This window comes from Corynebacterium sp. MSK041 (genome assembly GCF_030232265.1).
Lineage (GTDB): Bacteria > Actinomycetota > Actinomycetes > Mycobacteriales > Mycobacteriaceae > Corynebacterium.
Map to the genome: position 1 here is coordinate 248,472 of NZ_JASPJK010000002.1, position 22,419 is coordinate 270,890.

The 22,419-nt window shown below is 59.0% G+C and carries 21 protein-coding genes; 9 read left to right on the top strand and 12 right to left on the bottom strand.

All coding sequences use genetic code 11. The annotated features are described in order from the left end of the window. Positions 1–240: 240 nt before the first annotated feature. A protein-coding gene (locus QP968_RS03510) for an IS3 family transposase (protein ID WP_284855040.1) occupies positions 241–1,469 on the bottom strand; the annotation gives its coding sequence in 2 pieces (ribosomal slippage) (positions 241–1,193 and positions 1,193–1,469; 1,230 coding nt in all). A gap of 269 nt (positions 1,470–1,738) precedes the next feature. Between QP968_RS03510 and QP968_RS03515 the strand changes: the two genes are divergently transcribed. Continuing rightward, on the top strand, positions 1,739–2,947 hold the full coding sequence (locus tag QP968_RS03515) for a DNA cytosine methyltransferase (RefSeq protein WP_284855041.1): 1,209 nt from the start codon (positions 1,739–1,741) through the stop codon (positions 2,945–2,947). Then, a complete protein-coding gene (locus QP968_RS03520) occupies positions 2,947–3,765 on the top strand; it encodes a GIY-YIG nuclease family protein (protein WP_284855042.1) in 819 nt (272 codons plus the stop codon). Before QP968_RS03515 ends, QP968_RS03520 begins: the two co-directional genes overlap by 1 nt. Before the next feature lie 78 nt (positions 3,766–3,843). Here QP968_RS03520 and QP968_RS03525 read toward each other — a convergent pair whose 3' ends face one another. Further along, positions 3,844–4,842 (bottom strand): nucleoside hydrolase, encoded by a 999-nt coding sequence (locus QP968_RS03525; protein ID WP_502870907.1) that lies wholly within the window; start codon positions 4,840–4,842, stop codon positions 3,844–3,846. A gap of 15 nt (positions 4,843–4,857) precedes the next feature. Continuing rightward, complete coding sequence (locus QP968_RS03530; protein WP_284855044.1) at positions 4,858–6,096, bottom strand: MFS transporter; 1,239 nt, start codon at positions 6,094–6,096, stop codon at positions 4,858–4,860. 62 nt (positions 6,097–6,158) lie between these two features. Here QP968_RS03530 and QP968_RS03535 point away from each other — a divergent pair, with 62 nt between their 5' ends. Both QP968_RS03535 and QP968_RS03540 read left to right on the top strand, forming a co-directional pair. After that, positions 6,159–6,653 (top strand): hypothetical protein, encoded by a 495-nt coding sequence (locus QP968_RS03535; RefSeq protein WP_284855045.1) that lies wholly within the window; start codon positions 6,159–6,161, stop codon positions 6,651–6,653. Positions 6,654–6,705: 52 nt separating this feature from the next. After that, the gene (locus tag QP968_RS03540; protein WP_284855046.1) at positions 6,706–7,167 is read left to right on the top strand and encodes a hypothetical protein; all 462 of its coding nucleotides are present in this window, start codon (positions 6,706–6,708) and stop codon (positions 7,165–7,167) included. Here QP968_RS03540 and QP968_RS03545 read toward each other — a convergent pair whose 3' ends face one another. Both QP968_RS03545 and QP968_RS03550 read right to left on the bottom strand, forming a co-directional pair. Next, positions 7,168–7,977, bottom strand: coding sequence for a hypothetical protein (locus tag QP968_RS03545; protein ID WP_284855047.1), 810 nt, complete (start codon positions 7,975–7,977; stop codon positions 7,168–7,170). Between the two features lie 76 nt (positions 7,978–8,053). Beyond that, a complete protein-coding gene (locus QP968_RS03550; protein WP_284855048.1) occupies positions 8,054–9,658 on the bottom strand; it encodes a carboxylesterase/lipase family protein in 1,605 nt (534 codons plus the stop codon). 80 nt (positions 9,659–9,738) lie between these two features. Here QP968_RS03550 and QP968_RS03555 point away from each other — a divergent pair, with 80 nt between their 5' ends. Further along, positions 9,739–10,614 carry a hypothetical protein gene (locus QP968_RS03555; protein ID WP_284855049.1) on the top strand — a complete coding sequence of 292 codons (876 nt, stop codon included), beginning with the start codon at positions 9,739–9,741 and terminating at the stop codon, positions 10,612–10,614. A gap of 270 nt (positions 10,615–10,884) precedes the next feature. Next, on the top strand, positions 10,885–14,625 hold the full coding sequence (locus tag QP968_RS03560; RefSeq protein WP_284855050.1) for a multifunctional oxoglutarate decarboxylase/oxoglutarate dehydrogenase thiamine pyrophosphate-binding subunit/dihydrolipoyllysine-residue succinyltransferase subunit: 3,741 nt from the start codon (positions 10,885–10,887) through the stop codon (positions 14,623–14,625). A 293-nt stretch (positions 14,626–14,918) separates the two neighbouring features. On the opposite strand, the gene QP968_RS03565 is transcribed toward QP968_RS03560, so the two are convergent. From QP968_RS03565 to QP968_RS03575, 3 genes are read right to left on the bottom strand one after another with little or no spacing between them, the layout of a single operon-like run. Beyond that, positions 14,919–15,254: an SdpI family protein gene (locus QP968_RS03565; RefSeq protein WP_284855051.1), complete on the bottom strand. Its 336-nt coding sequence runs from the start codon at positions 15,252–15,254 to the stop codon at positions 14,919–14,921. Between the two features lie 33 nt (positions 15,255–15,287). Further along, positions 15,288–15,989 (bottom strand): hypothetical protein, encoded by a 702-nt coding sequence (locus QP968_RS03570; protein WP_284855052.1) that lies wholly within the window; start codon positions 15,987–15,989, stop codon positions 15,288–15,290. Continuing rightward, the gene (locus QP968_RS03575) at positions 15,990–16,475 is read right to left on the bottom strand and encodes a YflT domain-containing protein (protein WP_284855053.1); all 486 of its coding nucleotides are present in this window, start codon (positions 16,473–16,475) and stop codon (positions 15,990–15,992) included. It abuts the gene before it with no gap. Between the two features lie 83 nt (positions 16,476–16,558). Here QP968_RS03575 and QP968_RS03580 point away from each other — a divergent pair, with 83 nt between their 5' ends. After that, positions 16,559–17,710 carry an Mrp/NBP35 family ATP-binding protein gene (locus tag QP968_RS03580; RefSeq protein ID WP_284855054.1) on the top strand — a complete coding sequence of 384 codons (1,152 nt, stop codon included), beginning with the start codon at positions 16,559–16,561 and terminating at the stop codon, positions 17,708–17,710. A 20-nt stretch (positions 17,711–17,730) separates the two neighbouring features. Here QP968_RS03580 and tatB read toward each other — a convergent pair whose 3' ends face one another. From tatB to sigE, 3 genes are read right to left on the bottom strand one after another with little or no spacing between them, the layout of a single operon-like run. After that, positions 17,731–18,159, bottom strand: a complete 429-nt coding sequence (gene tatB / locus QP968_RS03585) for a Sec-independent protein translocase protein TatB (RefSeq protein ID WP_284855055.1) — start codon at positions 18,157–18,159, stop codon at positions 17,731–17,733. A 4-nt stretch (positions 18,160–18,163) separates the two neighbouring features. Next, positions 18,164–18,487, bottom strand: a complete 324-nt coding sequence (locus tag QP968_RS03590) for an anti-sigma factor (protein WP_284855056.1) — start codon at positions 18,485–18,487, stop codon at positions 18,164–18,166. A gap of 11 nt (positions 18,488–18,498) precedes the next feature. Then, the gene (gene sigE, locus QP968_RS03595; protein ID WP_284855057.1) at positions 18,499–19,110 is read right to left on the bottom strand and encodes an RNA polymerase sigma factor SigE; all 612 of its coding nucleotides are present in this window, start codon (positions 19,108–19,110) and stop codon (positions 18,499–18,501) included. 121 nt (positions 19,111–19,231) lie between these two features. Here sigE and QP968_RS03600 point away from each other — a divergent pair, with 121 nt between their 5' ends. Then, positions 19,232–19,885 carry an O-methyltransferase gene (locus tag QP968_RS03600; RefSeq protein WP_284855058.1) on the top strand — a complete coding sequence of 218 codons (654 nt, stop codon included), beginning with the start codon at positions 19,232–19,234 and terminating at the stop codon, positions 19,883–19,885. Between the two features lie 15 nt (positions 19,886–19,900). On the opposite strand, the gene glgC is transcribed toward QP968_RS03600, so the two are convergent. Next, positions 19,901–21,124 (bottom strand): glucose-1-phosphate adenylyltransferase, encoded by a 1,224-nt coding sequence (gene glgC, locus QP968_RS03605; protein WP_284855059.1) that lies wholly within the window; start codon positions 21,122–21,124, stop codon positions 19,901–19,903. A gap of 110 nt (positions 21,125–21,234) precedes the next feature. Between glgC and glgA the strand changes: the two genes are divergently transcribed. Further along, a complete protein-coding gene (gene glgA / locus QP968_RS03610; RefSeq protein WP_284855060.1) occupies positions 21,235–22,413 on the top strand; it encodes a glycogen synthase in 1,179 nt (392 codons plus the stop codon). Positions 22,414–22,419 lie beyond the last annotated feature (6 nt).

The following is a 22,419-nucleotide window of genomic DNA, read 5'->3' on the forward strand; positions in this document are numbered from 1 at the left end:
GCCCCCTGCCTGCACCAGAAGCGCATTCCCAAACATCACTGGACCCACACTCCAGCAAGTACACACGCAAAAACCGACAACCACCACAAAAGAAAATCGAATATGTGATGCATTGCACAGAACATCTACAGGACCGATTTTTAGTGCCCTCACGACAACACACACAGTGTAGGTCAATCCTGCCGCGCCAAAGGTTTATGCCACTTTCGGCAAGGTGAAGCGTCCTGGTTTTCGTTCCGCTTATTGAACGCCTAACGTTTGAGCGCCTGATCGTTGATAGTAGGCGTCCTCCATCTCCTGTGGAGTGATATATCCCAGGGATTGATGAAGTCGCTGGTTGTTCCACCAGTGCACCCAGCGAAGAGTGGCGATCTCGATTTCACCGACCGATGCCCACGGCCGGTGGGGATAAATCAGCTCTGTTTTGTAGAGCCCGTTGACCGTTTCAGCCAACGCGTTGTCATAGGAGTCGCCAACGGTGCCGACAGACGGATCGATACCCGCCTGGGCGAGCGCTTCACCGTAACGGATCGACACATACTGGGAGCCGCGGTCACTGTGGTGGACAAGCCCTTCTGAGCGAAGATCACCAGCGTGATACAGGGCGTGCTCAAATGCCTCCAGCGGCAGTTCATCGGTACGCATGCTCGCCCGAGTTGCGACACCGACGATCTTTCTGGAGTACACATCGGTGATAAACGCGGTGTAGGCAAACCCCGACAGGGTATGCACGTAGGTGATGTCAGCGACCCACAACCGGTGCGGCGCGGGGGCAGTGAAGTCACGTGTGACCAGGTCAGGGCGGCAATCCGGAACGTTGGCCCGAAGCGTTGTCATCGATGTGCGGCCACGCCTGCGGCCGTAAATGCCAGCTTGCTTCATCAAACGCGCGGTTTGATCACGACCGATGTTCCAGCCGGCGCGCTGCATAGCCTTCCACATCTTGCGGACTCCGTAGACGCTGAAGTTATCCTCGTAGACCCTCACCAATTCGGGGATAAGCAGCGCGTCTGACAAGCTCCTGGCCGACGGGGCTCGTGTTTTCGCTGCTCGGTAGCCACGAGAGGTGATGAACCCACATTCTGTCTCTTTCAATGTGCGACAGATAGCCTCGACCCCGAAGCGATCGCGATACGCATCGATGTATTCGATCATCTTCTGGTGGGACGGTCGAGTTCCGCCGCGAAAAAAGCTGACGCGGTTTTCAAGATCTCGTTAGCCCTGCGTAGCTCCTTAATCTCTTTCCGGAGCCGCTTCAGTTCGTTAGCCGTTGACTCGCCGGCGCCGACCTCAACATCGGACGAGGCCATATTCGGCTTCAACCAATCGTTGAGCGTGTGCGCTGGAATGCCGAGCTTTTCACCGATCTCTACGGCTGCACTCCATTTCGAGCACCCTTCGAGCTCAACGAGCTCCTCAGCCAAACGCACTGCCTTGGCCTTGAACTCGTCACTGAACTTCCTAGGCATGATCCAATCCTCCTCTAGAAACGATCGGAACTAAACCCAGGACGCTTCAAGGAACAAAGTAAAACGATTATAAAATCGTCAAAATAGGTTGTTTTTATCCAAAAGCCGCCAGCCCGGCCAGATTGCATTTGCAATAAAACCTTGACCGAACACAACTTGAAAAGAACCAATCCTCCGAGCTTGCGCCAAAACACTGCACGCCCGGTGAAATCGAACAAATCAACGACTGAAACGCCTTCATCGTTAACTTCATATGTAAGAATGGCCCCATGATTCAAACAAGGAACGCCAGTACGCAAGCTCGTACGCTGAAAGGCGTTGAACTTTTTGCTGGAGGAGGCGGACTCCTTCTTGGTTCATCTAAAGCCGAGATTTCTCACCTGGTCGCATCGGAATGGGACAAGTGGGCATGCAAAACTATGAGAGAGAACGCGAATAACGGGCACCCTTTGATTCAGGGAGTTCAAGTCCTTGAAGGTGATGTTCGAGATGTCAAGTGGAAAGATTACGTTAAGCCTGAGGAAGTCGACATCGTTACCGGAGGACCGCCCTGCCAGCCCTTCTCCTTAGGTGGCCTGTCCCGCAGTGCTGACGACCCCCGTGACATGTTTCCCGCTGCAACCTCGGTTATTGATCAGCTCAAACCAAAGGCATTTGTTATCGAGAATGTAAAAGGGCTAACCCGTTCAACTTTTGCAGATTACTTTGAATACGTAAAACTTCGCTTAAGCCATCCAGAACTTCGTTCACGCGAAGGGGAAATGTGGCACGAGCATTTTTCTCGATTAGAGAAAGAACATTTACATGTCCAGAGTGATCTCCGATACAACGTTGTGTCACGGTTAGTTAACGCAGCTGACTATGGGATACCCCAGCACAGACATAGGGTCTTTTTGATCGGATTCCGGAGCGATGTTGACGTTGATTGGGAATTTCCGAAGCAAACACATAGCGGCAAAGCGCTAGCCGCTGCGCAAGCAGATGGAAGCTACTGGGATGAACATAAAGTCGCTAAACAAGACCGCATAAGCATAAGAACTCGGCCAAGCATTGATGGTTTTAAACGCTGGCTCACCGTCCGCGATGCACTGCGGGATCTCCCGGATCCTACGACAGAGCTTGCTATGGAATGGCCTGATCATGATTTTAGACCAGGAGCAAAAGTATACCCAGGACATACTGGGTCTCCCATTGATGAACCCAGCAAAGCACTGAAAGCTGGAGCTCATGGAGTTCCTGGCGGCGAAAATATGATTAGATTCCCAAACGGTTCAGTGCGCTATTTTACTGTCCGTGAAGCCGCCAGAATCCAGACCTTCCCTGATGATTACGCCCTTCATGGCGCTTGGGGTGAAGTAATGCGTCAACTTGGAAACGCAGTTCCGGTTGATCTAGGCCATATCGTCACGTCATCTGTCCACGCAGCTCTGACACATCCTGCGGCAACAAACCACGAATCTCCAGTTTGGGCGGTCTAATGCGGAACTCGAATCAACATTTTATCGCGGACTTCAAGCTCAGCATCACCAAAGCTCTAGCAGATCAGTTACATGCAACGCTCCAACAAATCGATACCGCAACGTTGGAGCAAAGCAACGTGGATAAACTCGAAGCTCGTTCCGGTGTATACGAACTTTTCAAGTCCGAGGGTGATTCTCTAACGAGAGTTTACGTGGGAAAGGCCAAATCTGATTTGCGATCCAGGTTAAATCAACATCGGATCAAAATCTCGGGTAGAAAAGGAATCTGCCTTCAAGATATTGAGTTCAAAGCAGTCTATGTTGACGAAGATTTAGATGCAGCTGCACCTGAAAAAATGTTGATTGACCACTACAGAAAAGGGGGCTCTGTACCATGGAATACTAACGGTTTTGGCAATAAGGATCCGGGGCGAAACCGGGACAAGACAATTGTCAAGGGCAATCATTTCGACGCACTGTATCCGATCAATCTCGAGTATCCTCTTGACGAACAGGAGATGGGATTATCTGAAAATGCACAGATAGAAAGTGCTCTATCCCTTCTAAAAAGAGCAACACCCTTCACTATCCGCTTTCAGAGCCACCCGGATCTAGATAAGCCTTTCTACCTATTACCGCACTCCAAGATTCCTCAAACAATCAAAGAATGGATTACAGCCATATTTGAGTGTTTACCAGAAGGTTGGCAAGCTACAGCCCTCCCCGGGTATGTGATCATTTACAAAGAAACACAAACCTACAGCGCAGCTAGCCATTACTGGTACAGAAATCGTGAGGTTGCATTCAATCACGCCGCACAGCCGAGTTTCGAATAGTTTTCTGCAGCGAGAACCGCCGACTTGTAACCGATCATTGTTATCTACAAAGGTCAGCAGCCAACGCGCAGCAACACCCTAATCATCCGCCCGCATATGCCGGAGCCGCTCCAGGGCGGGGTCGCCGGCGGCGATGCGGGCGTGGGTGGTGCAGGCGGTGTCGAAAAGCTGCCAGGCGGTGGTGGGGTCTGTGTCGGTGAGGATGTGGGCGTTGGGTTCGCGGTCCCACATGCCGGTGTCGTCGGCGATGGAGGTGCCGCGGGTTAAGGGGGAATTGGGTTCGAGGTCGACCGTCGATAAGCGAAACTCCGATGGGACCTGGCCCAGTGCAACCATGACGGTGAGGAGGTCGTGGATTTGGGCTTGGTAGCCGTCGCCGGTGTCTTCGTGGAATTCGAAGTAGAAGCGGGTGATGGGCTCAAGGTGCTCGGCCAGCGGTGAGCTGCCCAGGGTGGCAATGATGTGGGCGAGGTGGTCCGGGGTGAGGATCATGCGTTCCGTCACGTTGAGGGGGCACACCGTGATTGGCGTGGGCGTGGTGGCAAAGACGTGCTTGGCGGCGTGCGGGTCGACCCAGAAGTTCCACTCAGCGGTCGGTGTGGTGTTGCCCGGGTACAGGAACGCGCCGCCCATGACGGTGATGTGCTTGAGCTTGGCGTAGTGCTGCGGGTGCAGGTGAGCAAACGCGGCCAAGTTGGTCATGGGGCCGGTGATGATGAGGTGAAGGTCGTCCGTCCCGCGGTCGATGGCGTCGCACCACAGCATGGCCCAATCGTGCTCAACATGACGCTTGGGTGCGGTGGCATAGCCCAGGCCGGTGTCCCCGTGGGTATCCGGCGTGGTGGTGAGCTCCCACTCAAGTGGGGCCTGCATCCCCGCGGCAAGCGGAATCGTGGGCAGGCCACACAGGGTGAGAATCCAGGCGGCGTTGCGTGCGCACTGGTCAGCATCCACGTTGCCGGCACTGGTGGTCACGCACTCAAGCTCAATGTCCTGTGTGTGCGCCAGGGCGGCGAGGTAGATCAGCGCATAGGTGTCGTCGATGCCGGGATCGCAGTCGTAGATGACTCTCATGATGTCTTTCCGGTTGTTCTATCGGGATGCTTTGTCTGGATGGGTTTCATTGCCAAGGGTTGCCCATACGATAAACGCACCAGCGGCGATAGCACCGCACACCATGAACGCGGCGGGGAAACCGTGGGATTGGGCGATCGCACCGATGATGATGGGGCCAAGGACCTGGCCGGCGTCGCCACACATTTGGTATGCGGAGAGAGCTTTGCCGCCGGAGCGATCATTGCCAATGATGTCCGCGAGGCTCGCCTGCTGGCTAGGCACGATGAGGCCACCGCCCACGCCCGCGATGATGGACAGGGTGATCAGGGACCATACGGCAGTAGCGAATCCGAGGGTGCCCGTAGCCAGTGCGGTGACCGTAAGGCCTGTGAGAATGAGCGGTTTGCGGCCGATGCTGTCCGCCAAACGCCCGGAGAATTGCAGGGTCACCGCATTGCCGAAGGCGAAAGCCGCAAGCGCTAAGCCCGAAGCAGCCGCGCCGTGCGTGAACACCGATGCTGCAAACAGCGGCAGAATGGCCACGCGCACGCCCATGTTCACCCAGCCATTAGCAAACATTGAGGCCAGCAAGGACTGGTAGCTCGGATTGCTGAAAGCCTCATGGAGACGCATGGGTGGGCGCCGAAGCATCGACACATCCGTATCCGAATTCGGCAGCGCCACCCACACCACCACGGCAGCGAGTGCCACAGCGGTGCCGTAAATAACAAAAGGCCAGCGCATACCCATGAAAGACAGCGCCGCGCCGATGACGGGACCGATGATGTTGCCCAATAGAAATGCCGTCGCGTACGTGGAGCTCGCCCGCCCGCGGATCTGCGGCGGGGCCACCTTCACAATCAGCGCCTGCGCGGAAATGGTGAACATGGTGGACCCCAACCCCGCAACGAACCGCAGCGCCAGCATGTGCCAGTATTCCTGCGCCACAGCCACCAGCCCGGTGCTCACCGCCACGATGACAAGGCCCGTGATGTACACCTTGCGGGAGCCAAGCTTATCCACGAGCCTTCCCGCCCCCGGTGCCCCCACCAGCCGTGCCGCGGAGAACACAGACACCACCGCTGCTGCCGCCGCCATAGTGACCCCGAAGCTGCTGGCAAACTGTGGAATCACCGGCGCAATAATCCCGTACCCCAGCGCAATCAGAAAAGCCGCAGCCACCAGCACCCAAATTTCCTTGGGTATGGCGGGCAATGGTGATACTTCCGGTGCCCGTGCTAGCGGGCTTCCGGGAATCGGTTCAGGCTTGCTCATGTACCCGCATACACTACTATCACCTGCGAAGAACCAGCCAATGCGAAAGGTGCCATGCCACGATGACCACACCATCGCCGAATGCTGCTTATCCCACAAACGCCTCCGGCGGCGAGCAACCGTCAAAGAAGAGTCGACGGCTTTTAGCCATTGCTGGTGTGGCAGTAGGCACCCTCACCATCGTTAGCGCGCTCAGCGGTGGTGGCAGTGGCACTAACGCAGCCTTCAGCAACGTCTTGCTGGGTGTTGCTTTTCTCATCCCTAGTCTCTGGTGGTTCTACTGCGAGAACGCCGATCAAAGGTCACTACAGGCCTACCAAGAGGCTATGAAGGTTCGCGGGCAAACGCCGCAATTGTTGACTGTGTCAGACATGATCCTTCTTCGAGGCATGGACGAACTGGAAAAGCCCCGGCCGAAAAACCGGCGCTGGAGACTAGTCGCAGCACTGTCTGTTGTCCTGTACATCCTGGGCACGGTGATCAGTCCGGACACGCCGGAAGGTGGCACCTCAAGAGAAGTGTTAGAGGAGAACGTTTCAAACAACCCGTTCGAATAGTTGTTCTAATTTTCCCCTTTGGGTGTCGCAGGGGGCTCCTATCTTGTGAAGCATGACTAACACACGAGAAATTGCCCGCACCATCCGTTCCAACCATGCCGATGCCCTCGAGCGCTTTGAAGCCGTGATCCACCACCCGCGCTCCCTGGCCCGGCCCAACCCCACGTGGCGTCCACCAACCAGGGAACTGCCCCGCGTTGCGGGTGGCCCCGCATTGAAGGCCGCGATCACCCGCCGCCGCGTCGGCCCTCGCGCTCAAGCCCGCATCAAGGGCTTCGGCGAATCACATGTGCCCGCCTACCTCATTGAGGTCCGCTTTACCGACGCATCCGGGTACACCGTTGACCGTGAAATTGCTGAGGCTTGGGTCCGGGCCCTTGTCCCCGCCGACATGGCCAGCGCAGTGCACGAGGTGTACTCCCCCACCGGCGCCACCTTCGTCTGGCTCGTGGACGGCACGTTTACCCCCGTCTACTCCCCCGCTTCCATGTTTGAGGGGATCGCGGCGGCGTAGTTACTGCTCGACGTCCTCGTCATCGTCATCGTCTTCGTCATCGAAGTCGATGTCATCGTCCTCATCGCCGTCGTCGGCGCCGAAGATGTCGTAGACGTCCGGCTCATCAAAATCATCGTCATCGAATGGGAGGAGCTGAGCTTCCCATTCCTCGGCGTGATCGGCGGCCAGGGAGAGGACGTCGAAGAGCCGGTCAAAATCGTGGAACACACCCAGATCCAGGGTTTCAGCCTGGGAAGCAACCTCGGCATGCAGAGTGGCAAAAAGATGCTCACGGTCTTCATCGGTGAGCTCCGCATCCCCATCTGAATCCCAGAGTTCCCCCATGGCATCGTCTAGGAGATCATCGTAGGAATCGGGCAGGGCTACAAACGTGACGGTTGCGCAGGGCGCGCCATCGACTTCTTCCACCTGAACTTGTAGTTCAGCATTGTCGCCCACCTCGGCGCGTACCAAGTGTGGGTCAACTGGGTCCTGGTAGAACTCCACATCCCCAATACGCTCGTCCGTGCCCTCCAGCAGATCACGCAGCACTGTGATCACCTGATCGGTGGCCATGTGCCGTGCCACCGTAGCCACGGCATCCTCCACGGAGAAGACAACGGAAACGAGTACGGCCTCAAACTCATCATCATCCGCATCCACATCCGCCGCAGCGATGTACACATTCGCGGCAGGGAGATGCTGGTCAATCTCCACAAAATGGATTTCAACATCGGATGTGATGGGCACGAACATCGTGTCATCGTGCACGCGGGATTCAATTCCCTCCCGGTCAAGACCGGCGGCAATATCCTCAAAAAAGCTCATGACGTGGGGTTCCCTTCTGGTTGCCCGCAGCGCCGCTCCGACGCCCTGGGGGTTGCCTCTGGTAGCGGGAACCAGCCTAGCCATCAGTGGGCTCAGGCGCAGCAGGATTCCACGCCGGATCATCCGGATCAATGCCCAAGAAATCCGCGAGACTCTCTGCAATATCGCGCCGGCCGGTCCCCCACTGCGTCAGGTTGAAACCCTCCCACGCACGACGTTTCTCCGCCTTGGGGTCCCACACCACCGTGGAGTCGGTGCGAAGCACCGCCGTGGCGCGGCCCGGCGCGGTGTCTGAGCTGAAGCCGTATTCCGGCCAGATGTCGCCGGGGCGTCCGGTGTGGAAGAAGGAGCCCCAGTGGCGCTGCATCATCTCACTGACTGTGTCAAAGTCCTCCCGCGAGCTCAGATGCTGCAAGATGCCGGCGTGGGTGGTGAAGCGGGCGCCGAAGACCGCCTCCAGATCAGCGGTGTGAACCGCGCCCACACCGAGTCTCTGCAGGGGTGCCCCGGCGAAGTCAAAGTGGTACATCCACACCGGTGCCACGTGACGGTGATCGGAGGCAATGCTTACGGAAGGCGCCCAGAACACAGCATCAGCGATCAGTTCAGCGAAGTCACTGCGGTCGGTGGCGTTGTTGTAGGCAGCCAAGATCGCGTCGGCGTTCTCCGGATCAAAGACTTCCAAAATCCTGCGGGCTGCTTTTTGTCGCGTACGGCTGAACATGAACATCGCTTTGGTGAAGCTGGCTTCACCCGAATTCGACCCAATGATCAACGGCACCGGGGCTTCCTCATGCGCAGCGAACGCGTCAATCGGGTGCTGCGGCAGAACCGAGTTATCCACCGTTGGCATGAAAGAGAGATTCAAGTACTGGATCTCACCGGAGCGAATGAGCAAGGCGTTGCCAACTCTGACGAGGTCTTCGGCGGGGACGGCGCGGAGATCAGTAATCGTCGATAAGCGAGACATGCCCATCCCGTCGAGCAGTGCGCGCACCCACATTGCTGCTTGGAGGCGCGAGTGCACCGCGGCGACGGGCGCGGACTGCGCAATCGCACCGTGGAACAATCCTCTTGCCTGTGGCGACGACATGAGAGCGGTAACAGCGCTGGCTCCCGCGGACTCCCCCATGATGGTCACGCGGTTCGGGCTTCCCCCGAACGCAGCGATATTGTCGCGCACCCACTGCAACGCCAAAATCTGATCATGAGTGGCGGGAGTAGCCACGCAATCCTCGCCGAGTGAGCGCATATCCAGATACCCCAGCACCCCCAAACGGAAGTTAATGGAGACATAAACGATGTTCGTCGCTTGCGCGAACTGGTGGCCCTGAAAAATCTTTTCATTAGAAAAGCCGGTAAGGAACGTCCCGCCGTGGATATACACCACCACCGGCAGTTCCTCATCCGTATCCGGGCGGACAATGTCCAACGTGAGGCAATCCTCCGTGCCCATCACCTTGTCATTCCACCCGTACGTGCCCTGCATGGCCGGCTCAGCAAAGGTGGTGGCATCAAAGGTCCCTGACCAGGGCTCCCGCGCATGAGGAGCGGAAAAGCGATTCTTCCCACCCGTGGGTTCCCCATACGGCACGCCCCGCCACGTGCGCATGCCAGTTGCCGGATCCACAACGCCGCGGATCTTTCCCGCAGTGGTCATCACAACTGGGTCGGTGGCCATACCGCAACTCTAATCGCGGAAATTCATTCCGGCCTAGGATGGTGTGATTGCCCGCGCAACATTCAAGGAGATACCCCAGAGTGGTTTTTGGCAGGAAGAAAAAGCAGAAAGACGTAGCGGTGGTGCAAGCGAACACCGCTGCCACTGCTATCAGTGAGGAAAATGCCTCCCGCATCGGCCGCACCTTTATCAAGGGATTGGATCGTGCCGTGCATCTGCAATCCGGGTTCATCAAGGGTTACGTCAACTGGCTGCGCCGCTCTAACCCGGAGGCCACGCCTGCGGAGATCCAAGAGATCATGCGCAAGCATTTCATGAATGCCGCTGCAGGCTCCGGCGCTGGCGCTGGTGGCGCGGCCGCTGTGCCGGGTGTCGGTTTTGTTACAGGCTCAGCAGCCATTGCGGCGGAATCTCTCCTCTTCGTGGACATGGCAGCCGTATACACCGTGGGCTCGGCGTACCTGCGCGGGGAGGATATTGCTGATGCAGAGCGCCGTCGGGCGATCGTCCTGTTGGCGTTGTCGGGGGCGCAGGGCGCGGCGATCGTCGATACGCTTGTCGGCCCTGAAGCAAGCGCATTGCCCACAACGAAGTCTCTGGCTAAATTCACCGGGCCCACCCTGACTCAGGCCAACAACATGATGACGCGGACGGTGATGAAGAGCATCAACCGCAGGCTGCGCCGCATGTGGATCGGCAAAATCATGCCCCTGGGCATCGGTGTTATTGCGGGTGTAACCGCCAACCGCGCGCTGGCAAAGAAGGTCGTGGAAAACACCGCGCGAAATCTCGGGCCAGTCCCCGCACAGTTTGCCGCACCACTTCCCCCAAAGAGCAACGAGGAAGAAAAACTGGCCGAAGCCGCAGACGGAAAGAAAACATGGAAGTCCCGCTTCCAAGCCGTGATGGACGTGTTTGAGAAAAACCGCGACGACGCGGAGGAGACCGCTAACTAAGGGACTCTTCTTGCCCCACAGCGAAGAGCACGTCCTTGCACCGTATTGAGCTGCCGTAACAAGATAGGTAGACCGAGCGAATACTCGATACGGAACAAGGACGTATCATGAATGACAGTGCCCGCAACCACCTTCCCCGAAACAGCGGAAAGTATGCAGTATTGTGGGCTGTTAACAATGATCCACGCCCCGGTTAACCCCGAGTAACGTGGGCAACGTACAAAGAGCAAAACGCAGTAGTAGAGCACAGAAGCGAGGCGAGTAACTGCCGTGAGCAGCGAGAGCACATTCGGCCAAAACGACTGGCTGGTTGATGAGATGTTCCAGCAGTACAAGAAGGACCCCAACTCCGTAGACGCGGAGTGGCGGGACTTGTTTGAAAAGAAGGGTGTCACCAGTGGGTCTAGCCCGCTCGCTTCTGGCGCCGCGGACAGCACGGATAAAACCGCGCACCGCGCACGCACTGAGGCGAAGGTTGCACAGACCACCGGCGCACCGAGCCAGGACGGTCGCCTGACCAAGGTGGACAAGGCTGTCGCAGAGTCCACCGCCCCGTCGGCCCGCAAGCAGCCAAAAGCGCCGAAGCCGTCCCCACTGGACAAGATTGGCACCCTGCCGGAGGCTGGTGAGCAGCAGCTCAAGGGCATGTTCAAGGCTATTGCCAAGAACATGGATGAGTCCCTGACTGTCCCCACCGCGACGACCGTGCGTGACATGCCGGTCAAGCTCATGTTTGAGAACCGCGCGCAGATCAACGATCACCTCAAGCGCACCCGCGGTGGCAAGATTTCCTTCACCCACATCATCGGCTGGGCGATTGTGAAGTCAGCGTTGCTCCACCCGGGCATGAACGTGAACTACAAGGTTGTGGACGGCAAGCCGTTCGTTGTCACCCCGGAGCACATCAACCTGGGTCTTGCCATTGACCTTCCGCAGAAGGACGGCAGCCGCGCCCTCGTCGTCGCAGCCATCAAGGAATGCGAGACGCTGAGCTTCGACCAGTTTGTTAATGCCTACGAGGACATCGTCGCTCGTGCCCGCGAGAACAAGCTGAAGCTCGAGGACTTCCAGGGTGTCACCATCCAGCTGACCAACCCAGGTGGCATTGGCACCCGCCACTCCATCCCACGCCTGACCAAGGGCCAGGGCACCATCGTCGGTGTCGGCGCCATGGACTACCCAGCCGAATTCGCTGGTGCTTCCGAGGACCGTTTGGCAGAGCTCGGTGTGGGCAAGCTGACCACGCTGACCTCCACGTACGACCACCGCGTCATCCAGGGTGCAGAGTCCGGCGAGTTCCTGCGTGATATTTCCCAGTTGCTTATCGACGACAAGTTCTGGGACGAAATCTTCCAAGCCATGCAGATCCCCTACGCACCAATGCGTTGGGCCCAGGACATCCCGAACTCTGGCGTGGACAAGTCCACCCGTGTGATGAACCTCATCGAGGCATACCGCTCCCGCGGCCACCTCATGGCGGACACCAACCCGCTGAACTGGCACCAGCCAGGTCTGCCCAAGCCAGATGCCCGCGATCTCCTACTGGAGACCCACGGCCTGACCCTCTGGGATCTGGACCGCACCTTCAACGTCGGCGGATTCGGTGGCAAGGAGACAATGACTCTGCGCGAGGTGCTCACCCGCCTGCGCGCCGCCTACACCCTCCACGTCGGTGCGGAGTACACCCACGTCCTCGACCGTGATGAGCGTGACTGGCTGCGCGACCGCCTCGAGGTGGGTATGCCGAAGCCGACCAACGCTGAGCAGAAGTACATCCTGCAGAAGCTCAACGCCGCTGAGGCCTTTGAAAATTTCCTGCAGACCAAGTACCTGGGCCAGAAGCGTTTCTCCCTCGAGGGCGCTGAAACCCTGATCCCGCTCATGGATTCCATCATTGACACTGCCGCTGGCCAGGGTCTGGATGAAGTTGTCATTGGTATGCCGCACCGTGGGCGCCTCAACGTTTTGTTCAACATCATGGGCAAGCCGGTCAAGACCATCTTCAGCGAGTTCGAAGGCAACCTGCAGCCGGCCCAGCAGGGTGGTTCCGGTGACGTGAAGTACCACTTGGGCTTCGAGGGCGAGCACCTGCAGATGTTCGGCGATGGTGAAATCAAGCTCACCCTGGCCGCTAACCCGTCTCACCTTGAAGCCGTCGACCCGGTCCTCGTGGGTCTGGCCCGCGCTAAGCAGGACCTGATCAACCACGGCAAGAATGCTGATGATCACACCGTTGTTCCGCTGATGCTCCACGGTGACGCATCCTTCGCAGGCCTTGGCGTTGTCCAGGAAACCCTGAACATGTCCAAGCTGACCGGCTACGACGTGGGCGGCACCGTCCACATCGTGGTGAACAACCAGGTTGGCTTCACCACCACCCCGGACCAGGGCCGTTCCACCTACTACGCCACCGATTTGGCTAAGGGCTTTGACTGCCCGGTCTTCCACGTAAACGGCGACGACCCGGAGGCAGCAGCCTGGGTTGGCCAGCTGGCTACCGAGTACCGTCGTGAATTTGGCAAGGACGTCTTCATTGACCTCATCTGCTACCGCCTGCGTGGCCACAACGAGGCAGATGATCCGTCCGTGACCCAGCCGCTCATGTACGAGCGCATCGAGTCCCACCCGTCCGTGCGTACCCGCTACACCAAGGACCTCATTGGCCGTGGCGACATCACGCAGGAAGAGGCCGAAATCGCGGCACAGGACTTCCACGACCAGCTGGACTCCGTGTTCAACGACGTCAAGGAAGGCGGCGGACAGCCAGGCGAGCAACACGGCATCACCGAGTCCCAGTCCCTCACCCGCGGTCTGGACACCTCCATCGACGAGAACACCTTCAAGGCTCTCGCGGACGCGTATGCACACTTGCCGGAGGACTTCACTCCGAACAAGCGCCTGAAGTCCGTGCTGAAGAACCGTGGGGGTTCCTTCGAGTCCGGCAACATCGACTGGGCATGGGCCGAGCTCCTCGCCTTCGGCTCCCTGGCTAAGCAAGGCAAGCTCGTCCGCCTGGCCGGTGAGGACTCCAAGCGCGGTACCTTCACCCAGCGCCACGGCGTCCTGTTCGACCCGAACACCGGAGAGCAGTTCAACCCACTCGACGCTGCAGCTATTGAGGCAGGCAACGGTGGCCGTTTCCGGATCTACAACTCCGCTCTGACCGAGTTCGGTGGCCTGGGCTTCGAGTACGGCTACACCGTGGGTAACCCGGACGCACTCGTCGCATGGGAGGCACAGTTCGGTGACTTTGCCAACGGTGGTCAGACCATCATCGATGAGTACATCTCCTCCGGTGAGACCAAGTGGGGTCAGCTGTCCAAGCTGGTCATGTTGCTCCCCCACGGCTACGAAGGCCAGGGCCCGGACCACTCCTCTGCACGCATCGAACGCTTCCTGCAGCTGGTGGCCGAAGGTTCCATGACCATCGCTCAGCCGACCATCCCGGCTAACTACTTCCACCTGCTGCGCCGCCAGGCACTCGGCGACATGAAGCGCCCGCTGATTGTCTTCACCCCGAAGTCCATGCTGCGCAACAAGGCTGCGGTCTCCCAGGTTGATGAGTTCACCGAGCAGAAGTCCTTCCGCTCCGTCATCGACGACCCGCGTCTGGTGGACGCCACCAACACGGTCATCGGCAATGCCAACAAGGTGACCACCATCATGCTCTGCTCCGGCAAGATTTACTACGAGCTGGAGAAGCGCCGCGCCCAGGACGAGCGCGAGGACATTGCCATCATCCGTGTGGAGATGCTGCACCCGATCCCGTTCAACCGCCTGTCCGACGCGTTTGCGAACTACCCGAACGCCAAGGAGATCCGCTTCGTGCAGGACGAGCCCGCCAACCAGGGTCCGTGGCCGTTCTACAACGAGCACCTGGCCAACTTCGTGGACAACATGCCGCCGATGCGCCGCATCTCGCGCCGTGCACAGTCCACCACTGCTACCGGTGTGACCAAGATCCACCAGCAGGAGGAGAAGGCACTGCTGGACGAGGCATTCGCCGACTAATCCGCTAAGGCGAAGGGGAGCTGCTTTGCGCAGCTCCCCTTTTTTGTTTTCCTTCGTAGGAAGTTCCGGGATAAGTAGCAAAAAGTGTGCCTGCTACCGCGGCACAGCGTGGAGGATCAAGGGGAGCAAGGGTCACCCTTCGTCGCTTTCCTTCGCTAAGTGTGTGTAAACAGTTACCTCGCGAAAGATCGGCTCGAATGAAGTCCCTTGTAGAAAATTTCTACTATTTGGTAGTTACCGGCGCAATGTAAGCGTTTACACAGATGTCCGCCGGAGCGAGCGCTTACAGGCCCCTACCTCACGGCAGCTTCAGCCTTCTTCGCAGCGAGCATCACCAGGACGACCAAAACCACAACAACGGCGATACTCACCCAGCCGATGATGGAATCATCCACGAAAAGACACACGATGCCGCCGATGATCAGCGGGATTCCGCTGGCGGTGAGCAGACTTGCCGCAGCCTTATGGCCAGTGATCCAGGATTCATCACTCGCGAGGAGAGCTGGGGTCCTAATACCCACCCAGTTGTTCTTCGGCAAAGCCCCTTGGCCTGCCTTAACTCCTACCCAGACCAAAACCCCGCCACAGAGCAACCACGTGATGGCCATGATCACTGCAAATACAGACACATCTATCTCCTTTTGTGTGCTGGTGAGAGGCTTTTAGGCGTCTCCAGATTCATCTTCGTCCACGGCGCGCTCAAGCGCAACACCCATGCCGGTTTTCTCTTGGATCCATTCGCTGACTGCGCGGGATGGATCGGGATCCTTCGCGGCTTCCTCAACGAGTTCTTTGAATTCCTCGGTGCTTAGCGCGCGGGTTGCCTTGTTCATGGCGCGGAGAACACCGCGCTCAAAAAGTTGGGCTTTGAATACCGGGATGATGTTGTTGGGCAGGTCGCCGTGTTCTTGGTTCTCGCAGGACTCAGCCGGTGAAGGGTCGATGGTGCGCAAGAAGGTAGGCAGGGTTGCCACAGCAGCGTCGTAGGTAGCCAGGGGGATGTCTGCGACGTTGTCTGAGTGCCCCTCTTCAGCAGCCTCAGTGGCAGCGCGGTTGAGTTCCGTAGCTTCACCTGGGTTCGTCTGAGTGACCAGGGAGCCGGCGCACATTACTGCAAAGTTCGCTTCACCGGTTTGAAGGACATCAAGCTTCGTGCTGTCATCGGCGATCTCCATGGGGATGATGCCTACGTTACGGCCGTCATACTGAATGATTTGACGATAAATTTCTGCCAGCACCATCTGTTCTTCATCGGTGGGGTCCACCGCAATTTCCACGGTGGCATCCGACTCAGTCGTGGGTTGAGCACAGGCACTCAGTGACAGAAGGCCGACACCGGCAACGGCGAGGAGAATCTTGCGCATTTACTGGCCTGCCTGCGGGAGGTTCTTGGAGATCATGTCGCGGGCACGGGGAGCCTGGCTGGCTTCACAGAGGACGTCATAACGTCCCGCCACAATCGTGGTGGCGGAGGAAAAATCGCGCTTGCCCTGCGTCATGGCGTAGCCCACGCTGGCGAAAATCACGCCGAAGATAATGCCAATCACAACGGCGGTGAGCATGGACAACATCGGCTCCGGGCTAAACAGCGCGAAGAGAAGACCAACGAACAGTCCGAACCATAGGCCGGACAGTGCACCGCCTCCCAGCACGCGCCCCCAGGTCAGGCGACCAGTGACTTTTTCCACCTGCATGAGGTCCACACCCACGATGGTGAGTTCTTCCACGGGGAATTCCTGGTCCGACAGGTAGTCCACTGCGGCCTGCGCTTCGGCGTAGGTGTGGAAGCTGCCCACGGGCCACCCGGAGGGGCGTTGAGGGGTGGTGCGCGCGTTGTACGGCTGGGTCATGGTGTTTGAAAACCTCGCTTCATCTGTCACGTACATGGTCGAGTGTAGTGTTCCCGCGGGTGGGGGTCATATACTGACCGGTGATGAGTAACTCAAGCCCTACACCAGGAATTTCTGAAGCAGCCGTCCGTAACGCGTTGTCTCGGGTGGATGACCCCGAGATTGGCAAGCCGATCACTGAGCTGGACATGGTTGAATCCGTTCGGATTGATGGCAATGATGTCGCGGTGGGTATCTACCTCACCATTGCTGCCTGCCCGATGCGTGACAACATCGAGGGCAATGTGCGCGCGGTGGTTGAGGAGCTCGAAGGCGTGGGTGAGGTTAGCGTGACCATGCACACCATGAGCGATGAGCAGCGCCGCAATCTCGCGCAGCGTCTCAAGGGCGACCGTTCTGAGCCTGTTATTCCGTTCGCGCAGCCCGGATCCACTACGCGCGTGTTCGCGGTGGCGTCCGGCAAGGGTGGTGTGGGTAAGTCCTCCATGACGGTGAATCTAGCCACCTCACTTGCCGCACAAGGGCTCACCGTGGGCATTCTCGACGCGGATATTTACGGCCACTCCATCCCCGGTCTCATGGGTTCTGTGGGGCAAGGCCCAACGCTTGTCGACGACATGTTGATGCCCCCCATCGCCCACAACGTCCGCCACATCTCCATCGGACAATTCGTGGAAGGCAACGCCCCGGTGGTGTGGCGCGGCCCGATGCTCACCCGCGCAATCCAGCAGTTCCTCGCGGACGTGTACTGGTCTGAGTTGGATGTCCTGTTCATGGACCTGCCACCGGGAACCGGTGATGTGGCTATCACCGTGGCGCAGCTGGTGCCGAATGCGGAGCTGCTCATCGTGACCACCCCGCAGGCCGCTGCCGCCGAGGTGGCAGAACGTGCCGGTTCCATCTCCCAGCAGACGGGCCAGCGCGTGGCCGGTGTCATTGAGAACATGTCCGCCATGGTCATGCCAGATGGCACCACCATGGACATCTTCGGCAGCGGTGGTGGCGAGCAGGTAGCAGAGCGCCTCACCAGCATCACCGGAGAAGAGGTTCCATTGCTTGGCTCTATCCCCCTCGACCCGCAGCTACGCGCACATGGTGATGACGGCACCCCCATCGCCGTCTCCGCACCGGACTCCCCTGCAGCGAAGGCGATCAATGACATCGCGAAGAAACTCAAAGTGCGCCGCGAATCCCTCGCCGGCAAAAACTTGTCACTCGGCGTGACACACAACTAGCAACTAGCAGCTACGAACAGCTACGTAACGTCAGCCCAGGAAAAACCGCCACCGCTCGTCGCTGGCGGTTCGGGCTGGCTCACACCCGGTTGCTTCCGCCGGGGTCGTGACGGCTTCGGCGTACCAGCAGCCGGGACGGGGTTCCCATCCATCATCGCGCTGGGTTTGAGGGCGTCAAGGTAGGCCTCATCTTCGTCGAAAAGCACTTTGGCAATGGCCTTCTTCGGGCCCATCGCCGCGTACTCCGTGACGGTGCTCATTGGCTTGCGAAACTCATCCAAGCCATCAAATTCCCCGTTGAGCTCCTGTTTTGCATTGGCAATCGCTTTACGCGCAGCAAAAATGGCGGCGCGGACATCCTGGATCACGCCAGGGAGACGCTCCGGCCCCACCACAATCAGGCCGACGAGAATGATGACGAAGATCTCGCCCCAGCCAATGTTAAACACGCCTCTACTTTAACCCCCCGCGCAATTTTGACCACGTAGCGCTCAACCCGCTGCTCTTCGCCTCGGGCTTCTGCACAGGAAGCTCCTCTGTCCCCTCCATGTGAGCAAGTTTTTCCACCAGCGAGCGTGGCGCACGCAAGCACCCGTCCGTGTTGTGCTCGCGCACTGCTGCCACTGCGGCGCGCTGACGGGACTCCTCATCCCGGCACAGCTGGCACGCCGCCAGGTGCAGGCGAGCGCGATGCACCGCGGTGCGCGACAACTCACCATCCACGAGCGCCGCAACCGCTTCGAAGCTCAGGTGATCAGTCGAATCAAAACGTGACACGAGGCACCACCCTAACGCGCGCGGATGAGCTCGCGTGCACCTTCGTTCGTCTGTGCTTTAGCCTCCAGAGAATCACGCAGCTGGCTGCGCCCACGGTGAATCCGTGAACGCACAGTACCCATTTTCACGTCGAGGGTCTTAGCAATCTCCTCGTAGCTCATGCCCACCACATCACACAGCACCACGGAAACACGAAACTCAGGGCTGAGCTCATCCAGCGCTTCCTGCAGTGCTGGGTCCAAGTTGGCCACGCTGTATACCTGCTCCGGCGTCATCTCCGTGCCGGGAACTCGCTCGTAGTCTTCCGGCAGCGCTTCCATGCGGATCTTGCTGCGGTGGCGCGCCATGTCCAAGAACAAATTGGAGGTAATACGGTGCAGCCAGCCCTCAAACGTGCCGGGCTTGTAAGACTTCAGGTTGCGGAAGACACGCATGAAGGTTTCCTGAGTGAGGTCTTCTGCATCCTGCTGATTGCCGGACAGGCGGAAGGCGAGGCGGTACACGCTATCCGCGTGCTCCTCCACGAGCTCCGCCCACGTAGGCATGGCACCTTCTCCCGCATCAAAAGCGGCGGTTCCGGTCAGTGGCTTCAAGGGCTCCAAGGACTCAGCAGGCGCATCCATGTGCACTATTGTTCCTTATCGCCCTCACACAGGTGTAGCCAGGCCCTAGGAAATTCCTGTGAGGTATCCGCACGGCGTGCCCCACCCGTCGAAGTCCCCTGTGTTTCGTAGGATGGCCGGTGTGAGCGACTCTGCATTTTCTTCTCTGAACGCATACATTTCCTCCGCCGCTGGCCGCAGTACCCAGGCTGACCTGCAGGCAGCGCTTGACACCGCACGGGCGGATGCCAGCGAGTACGGTCTGTCCAGCCCGGGCGTGGCGCTGGGTAGCCTGCTGGGCACACTGGCTGCTGTCGGTGAGGGCGGAGCTGTAGCTATGACCCCGGCCGCCGGTGTCGTGGGCTTGCACATCCTTGCTGGCCTGCCGGAGAAATCGAATCTGACCTGTATCGACCCGGAAGCAGACCACCAGGCGCGTGCCAAGGCCACCTTCCGCGATGCGGGCTTTGGCCCTTCACGCACCCGTTTTCTGCCGTCGCGCCCGCTGGACGTACTGGGGCGTCTGGCTACGGAGTCGTACCACCTCGTTGTCGCGGATGTGGAGCCGGTGGATCTCCCCGCCGTTGTTGAAGCCGCATGGCCGCTGCTCACGCCAGGTGGCACGCTCGTTCTGCTTGGCTCGTTGCTAGACGGCACGCTTGTCGACGCGTCCCGTACCGACCGCAACACCACCGCCGCCCGTGAAGCCGACGCGCTCATTGACACCCTCGACGGTGCCCTGGTCACACGCCTGCCACTTGATGCGGGTGTCACGCTGATCACCCGCGCCCAGTAAGAGCTGGTTTAGGGGCTACTCGACGAGTTCGCCCTTGCCCACAACCACCACTCCCTCGGCGGAAATGGTGAAGCCGCGGCGTTCATCGTCCGCGCGGTGCGTGCCCACAGCAGCACCATCGGAGACGTAGACGTTCTTGTCCAAGATCGCGTGGCGCACGATCGCTCCCTTGCCCACGCGCACACCCGGCATGAGAACAGAGGACTCCACCACTGCCCCATCCTCGACGTACACATCCGTGGATAGTACCGAATTTCGCACCGTCGAACCGGAAATAATGGACCCCGGCGCGATGATGGATTCCTGCGCAAGACCCCCGGAGACGAACTTCGCCGGCGGCAGGTTCTCATCCTCCGTGGAGTGGATTGGCCACGCCTTGTTGTACAGGTTGAACACGGGGTGGATGGAGATGAGGTCCATGTGTGCTTCGTAGAAACTATCGATGGTCCCTACATCACGCCAGTACGCCTTATCGCGTTCCGTTGCCCCCGGTACTTCGTTCGAGGAGAAGTCATAGACATTCGCCTCACCGCGTTCCACGAAGTACGGAATGATGTCCCCGCCCATATCGTGGTCAGAACTTTCGTTTTCGTTGTCGTCGCGGAGGGCTTGGATCAACGCCTCCGTCGAAAAGCAATAATTGCCCATTGACGCGAACGTCGTATCCGGATCATCGGGAGTGCCCGGCGGATCAGCCGGCTTCTCCAGAAACTCCGTGATGGTGCCATCCTCATCAGACTGAATACAGCCAAACTGCGAGGCCTCACTGCGCGGCACACGAATGCCCGCGACGGTACAGGCATTACCCGACGCGATGTGATCCTCCACCATCTGTGACGGATCCATGCGGTACACGTGGTCCGCGCCGAAGACGAGAACGTAATCCGGGGACTCATCAAAAATGAGGTTCAGCGACTGCAGCAGCGCATCCGCAGAACCCTGGTACCAGCGCTTACCCAAACGCTGCTGGGCTGGCACCGACGCAATGTACTGGTGCGTCGGACCCGAGAAATTCCAGGCTGTAGCAACGTGGCGGTCCAGCGAGTGTGACTTGTACTGCGTCAACACGGCGATGCGGTTATAGCCCGCGTTCACCAGATTCGATAGCACAAAATCGATCAGGCGGTAATTACCGCCGAACGGGACGGCTGGCTTGGCGCGGTCGAGAGTCAGCGGAAACAGTCGCTTTCCTTCTCCACCGGCGAGGACGATGGCAAGAACATTCGGCTGGCGTATCACACCATTAAGACTAGGTAACTTGGCTCGTTCTCGCAGCGCATCACACCCGAAATTACCCTCGCGGGTCGCGCTCATGCACTGACGCGCAAACGTAGCTAGTGTCGGTGATCATGAGAGTCGGAATGATGACCCGCGAATACCCACCGGAAATTTACGGTGGTGCTGGCGTGCACGTCACGGAGCTGACCCGCTTTATGCGCCAGCTCGACGGCGTGGAGGTGGACGTCCACTGCATGGGTGCGCCCCGTGATGCCGAAGGCGTGTATGTGCACGGCGTGGACCCCGAACTTGCGGAAGCAAACAGCGCGCTCAAAACCTTGTCGACGGGCCTGCGGATGGCCAATGCCGCCACCAACGTCGACGTGGTCCATTCCCACACCTGGTACTCCGGCCTCGGCGGCCACCTCGCCGGCCTCCTGCATGGCATCCCTCACGTGGTCACCGCACACTCGCTTGAGCCGGATCGCCCCTGGAAGCGCGAGCAGCTCGGCGGTGGATACGATGTCTCCTGCTGGTCCGAGAAGAACGCCATGGAAAACGCCGACGCAGTGATCGGTGTGTCCTCCGGGATGAAGGACGCCATCTTGCGCGTCTACCCCCGTATCGACGAATCACGGGTCCACGTCATCCTCAACGGCATCGACACCACCGAGTGGTTCCACGTCTCCCCCGACACCCCGGAATCCACCGGCATCATCGAACGCCTCGGTGTGGACACTTCCCGGCCGATCGTCGCCTTTGTTGGCCGCATCACCCGCCAGAAGGGTGTCCCCCACCTGGTGAAGGCTGCCCAGGACTTTGACAAGGACATCCAGATCATCCTGTGCGCTGGTGCGCCCGATACGCCGGAGATTGCGGCGGAGACCGAAGGGCTCGTGGACAAGCTCCGCGAAACCCGCGGCGGTGTGCACTGGGTGACCGAGATGCTGCCGAAAGAACAGATCCGTGAGATTTACTCCGCAGCCGACATCTTCGTGTGCCCGTCAGTGTACGAACCATTGGGCATTGTGAACCTCGAAGCCATGGCGTGCGAAACCGCTGTTGTTGCCTCCGACGTCGGCGGTATCCCCGAGGTTGTCATCGACGGGGAGACCGGCACGCTCGTGCATTACGACGAAGCAGACACCACCACCTTTGAAAAAGACATCGCGTCTGCTGTCAATGCCCTTGCCGCCGATGCCGCCCTGACCAAGAAGTACGCAGCCGCCGGCCTGACTCGCGTGAAACAAGAATTCACCTGGGACAAAATCGCCCAAGAAACCGTGGACGTCTACGCCTCGCTCATGTAGCACCGC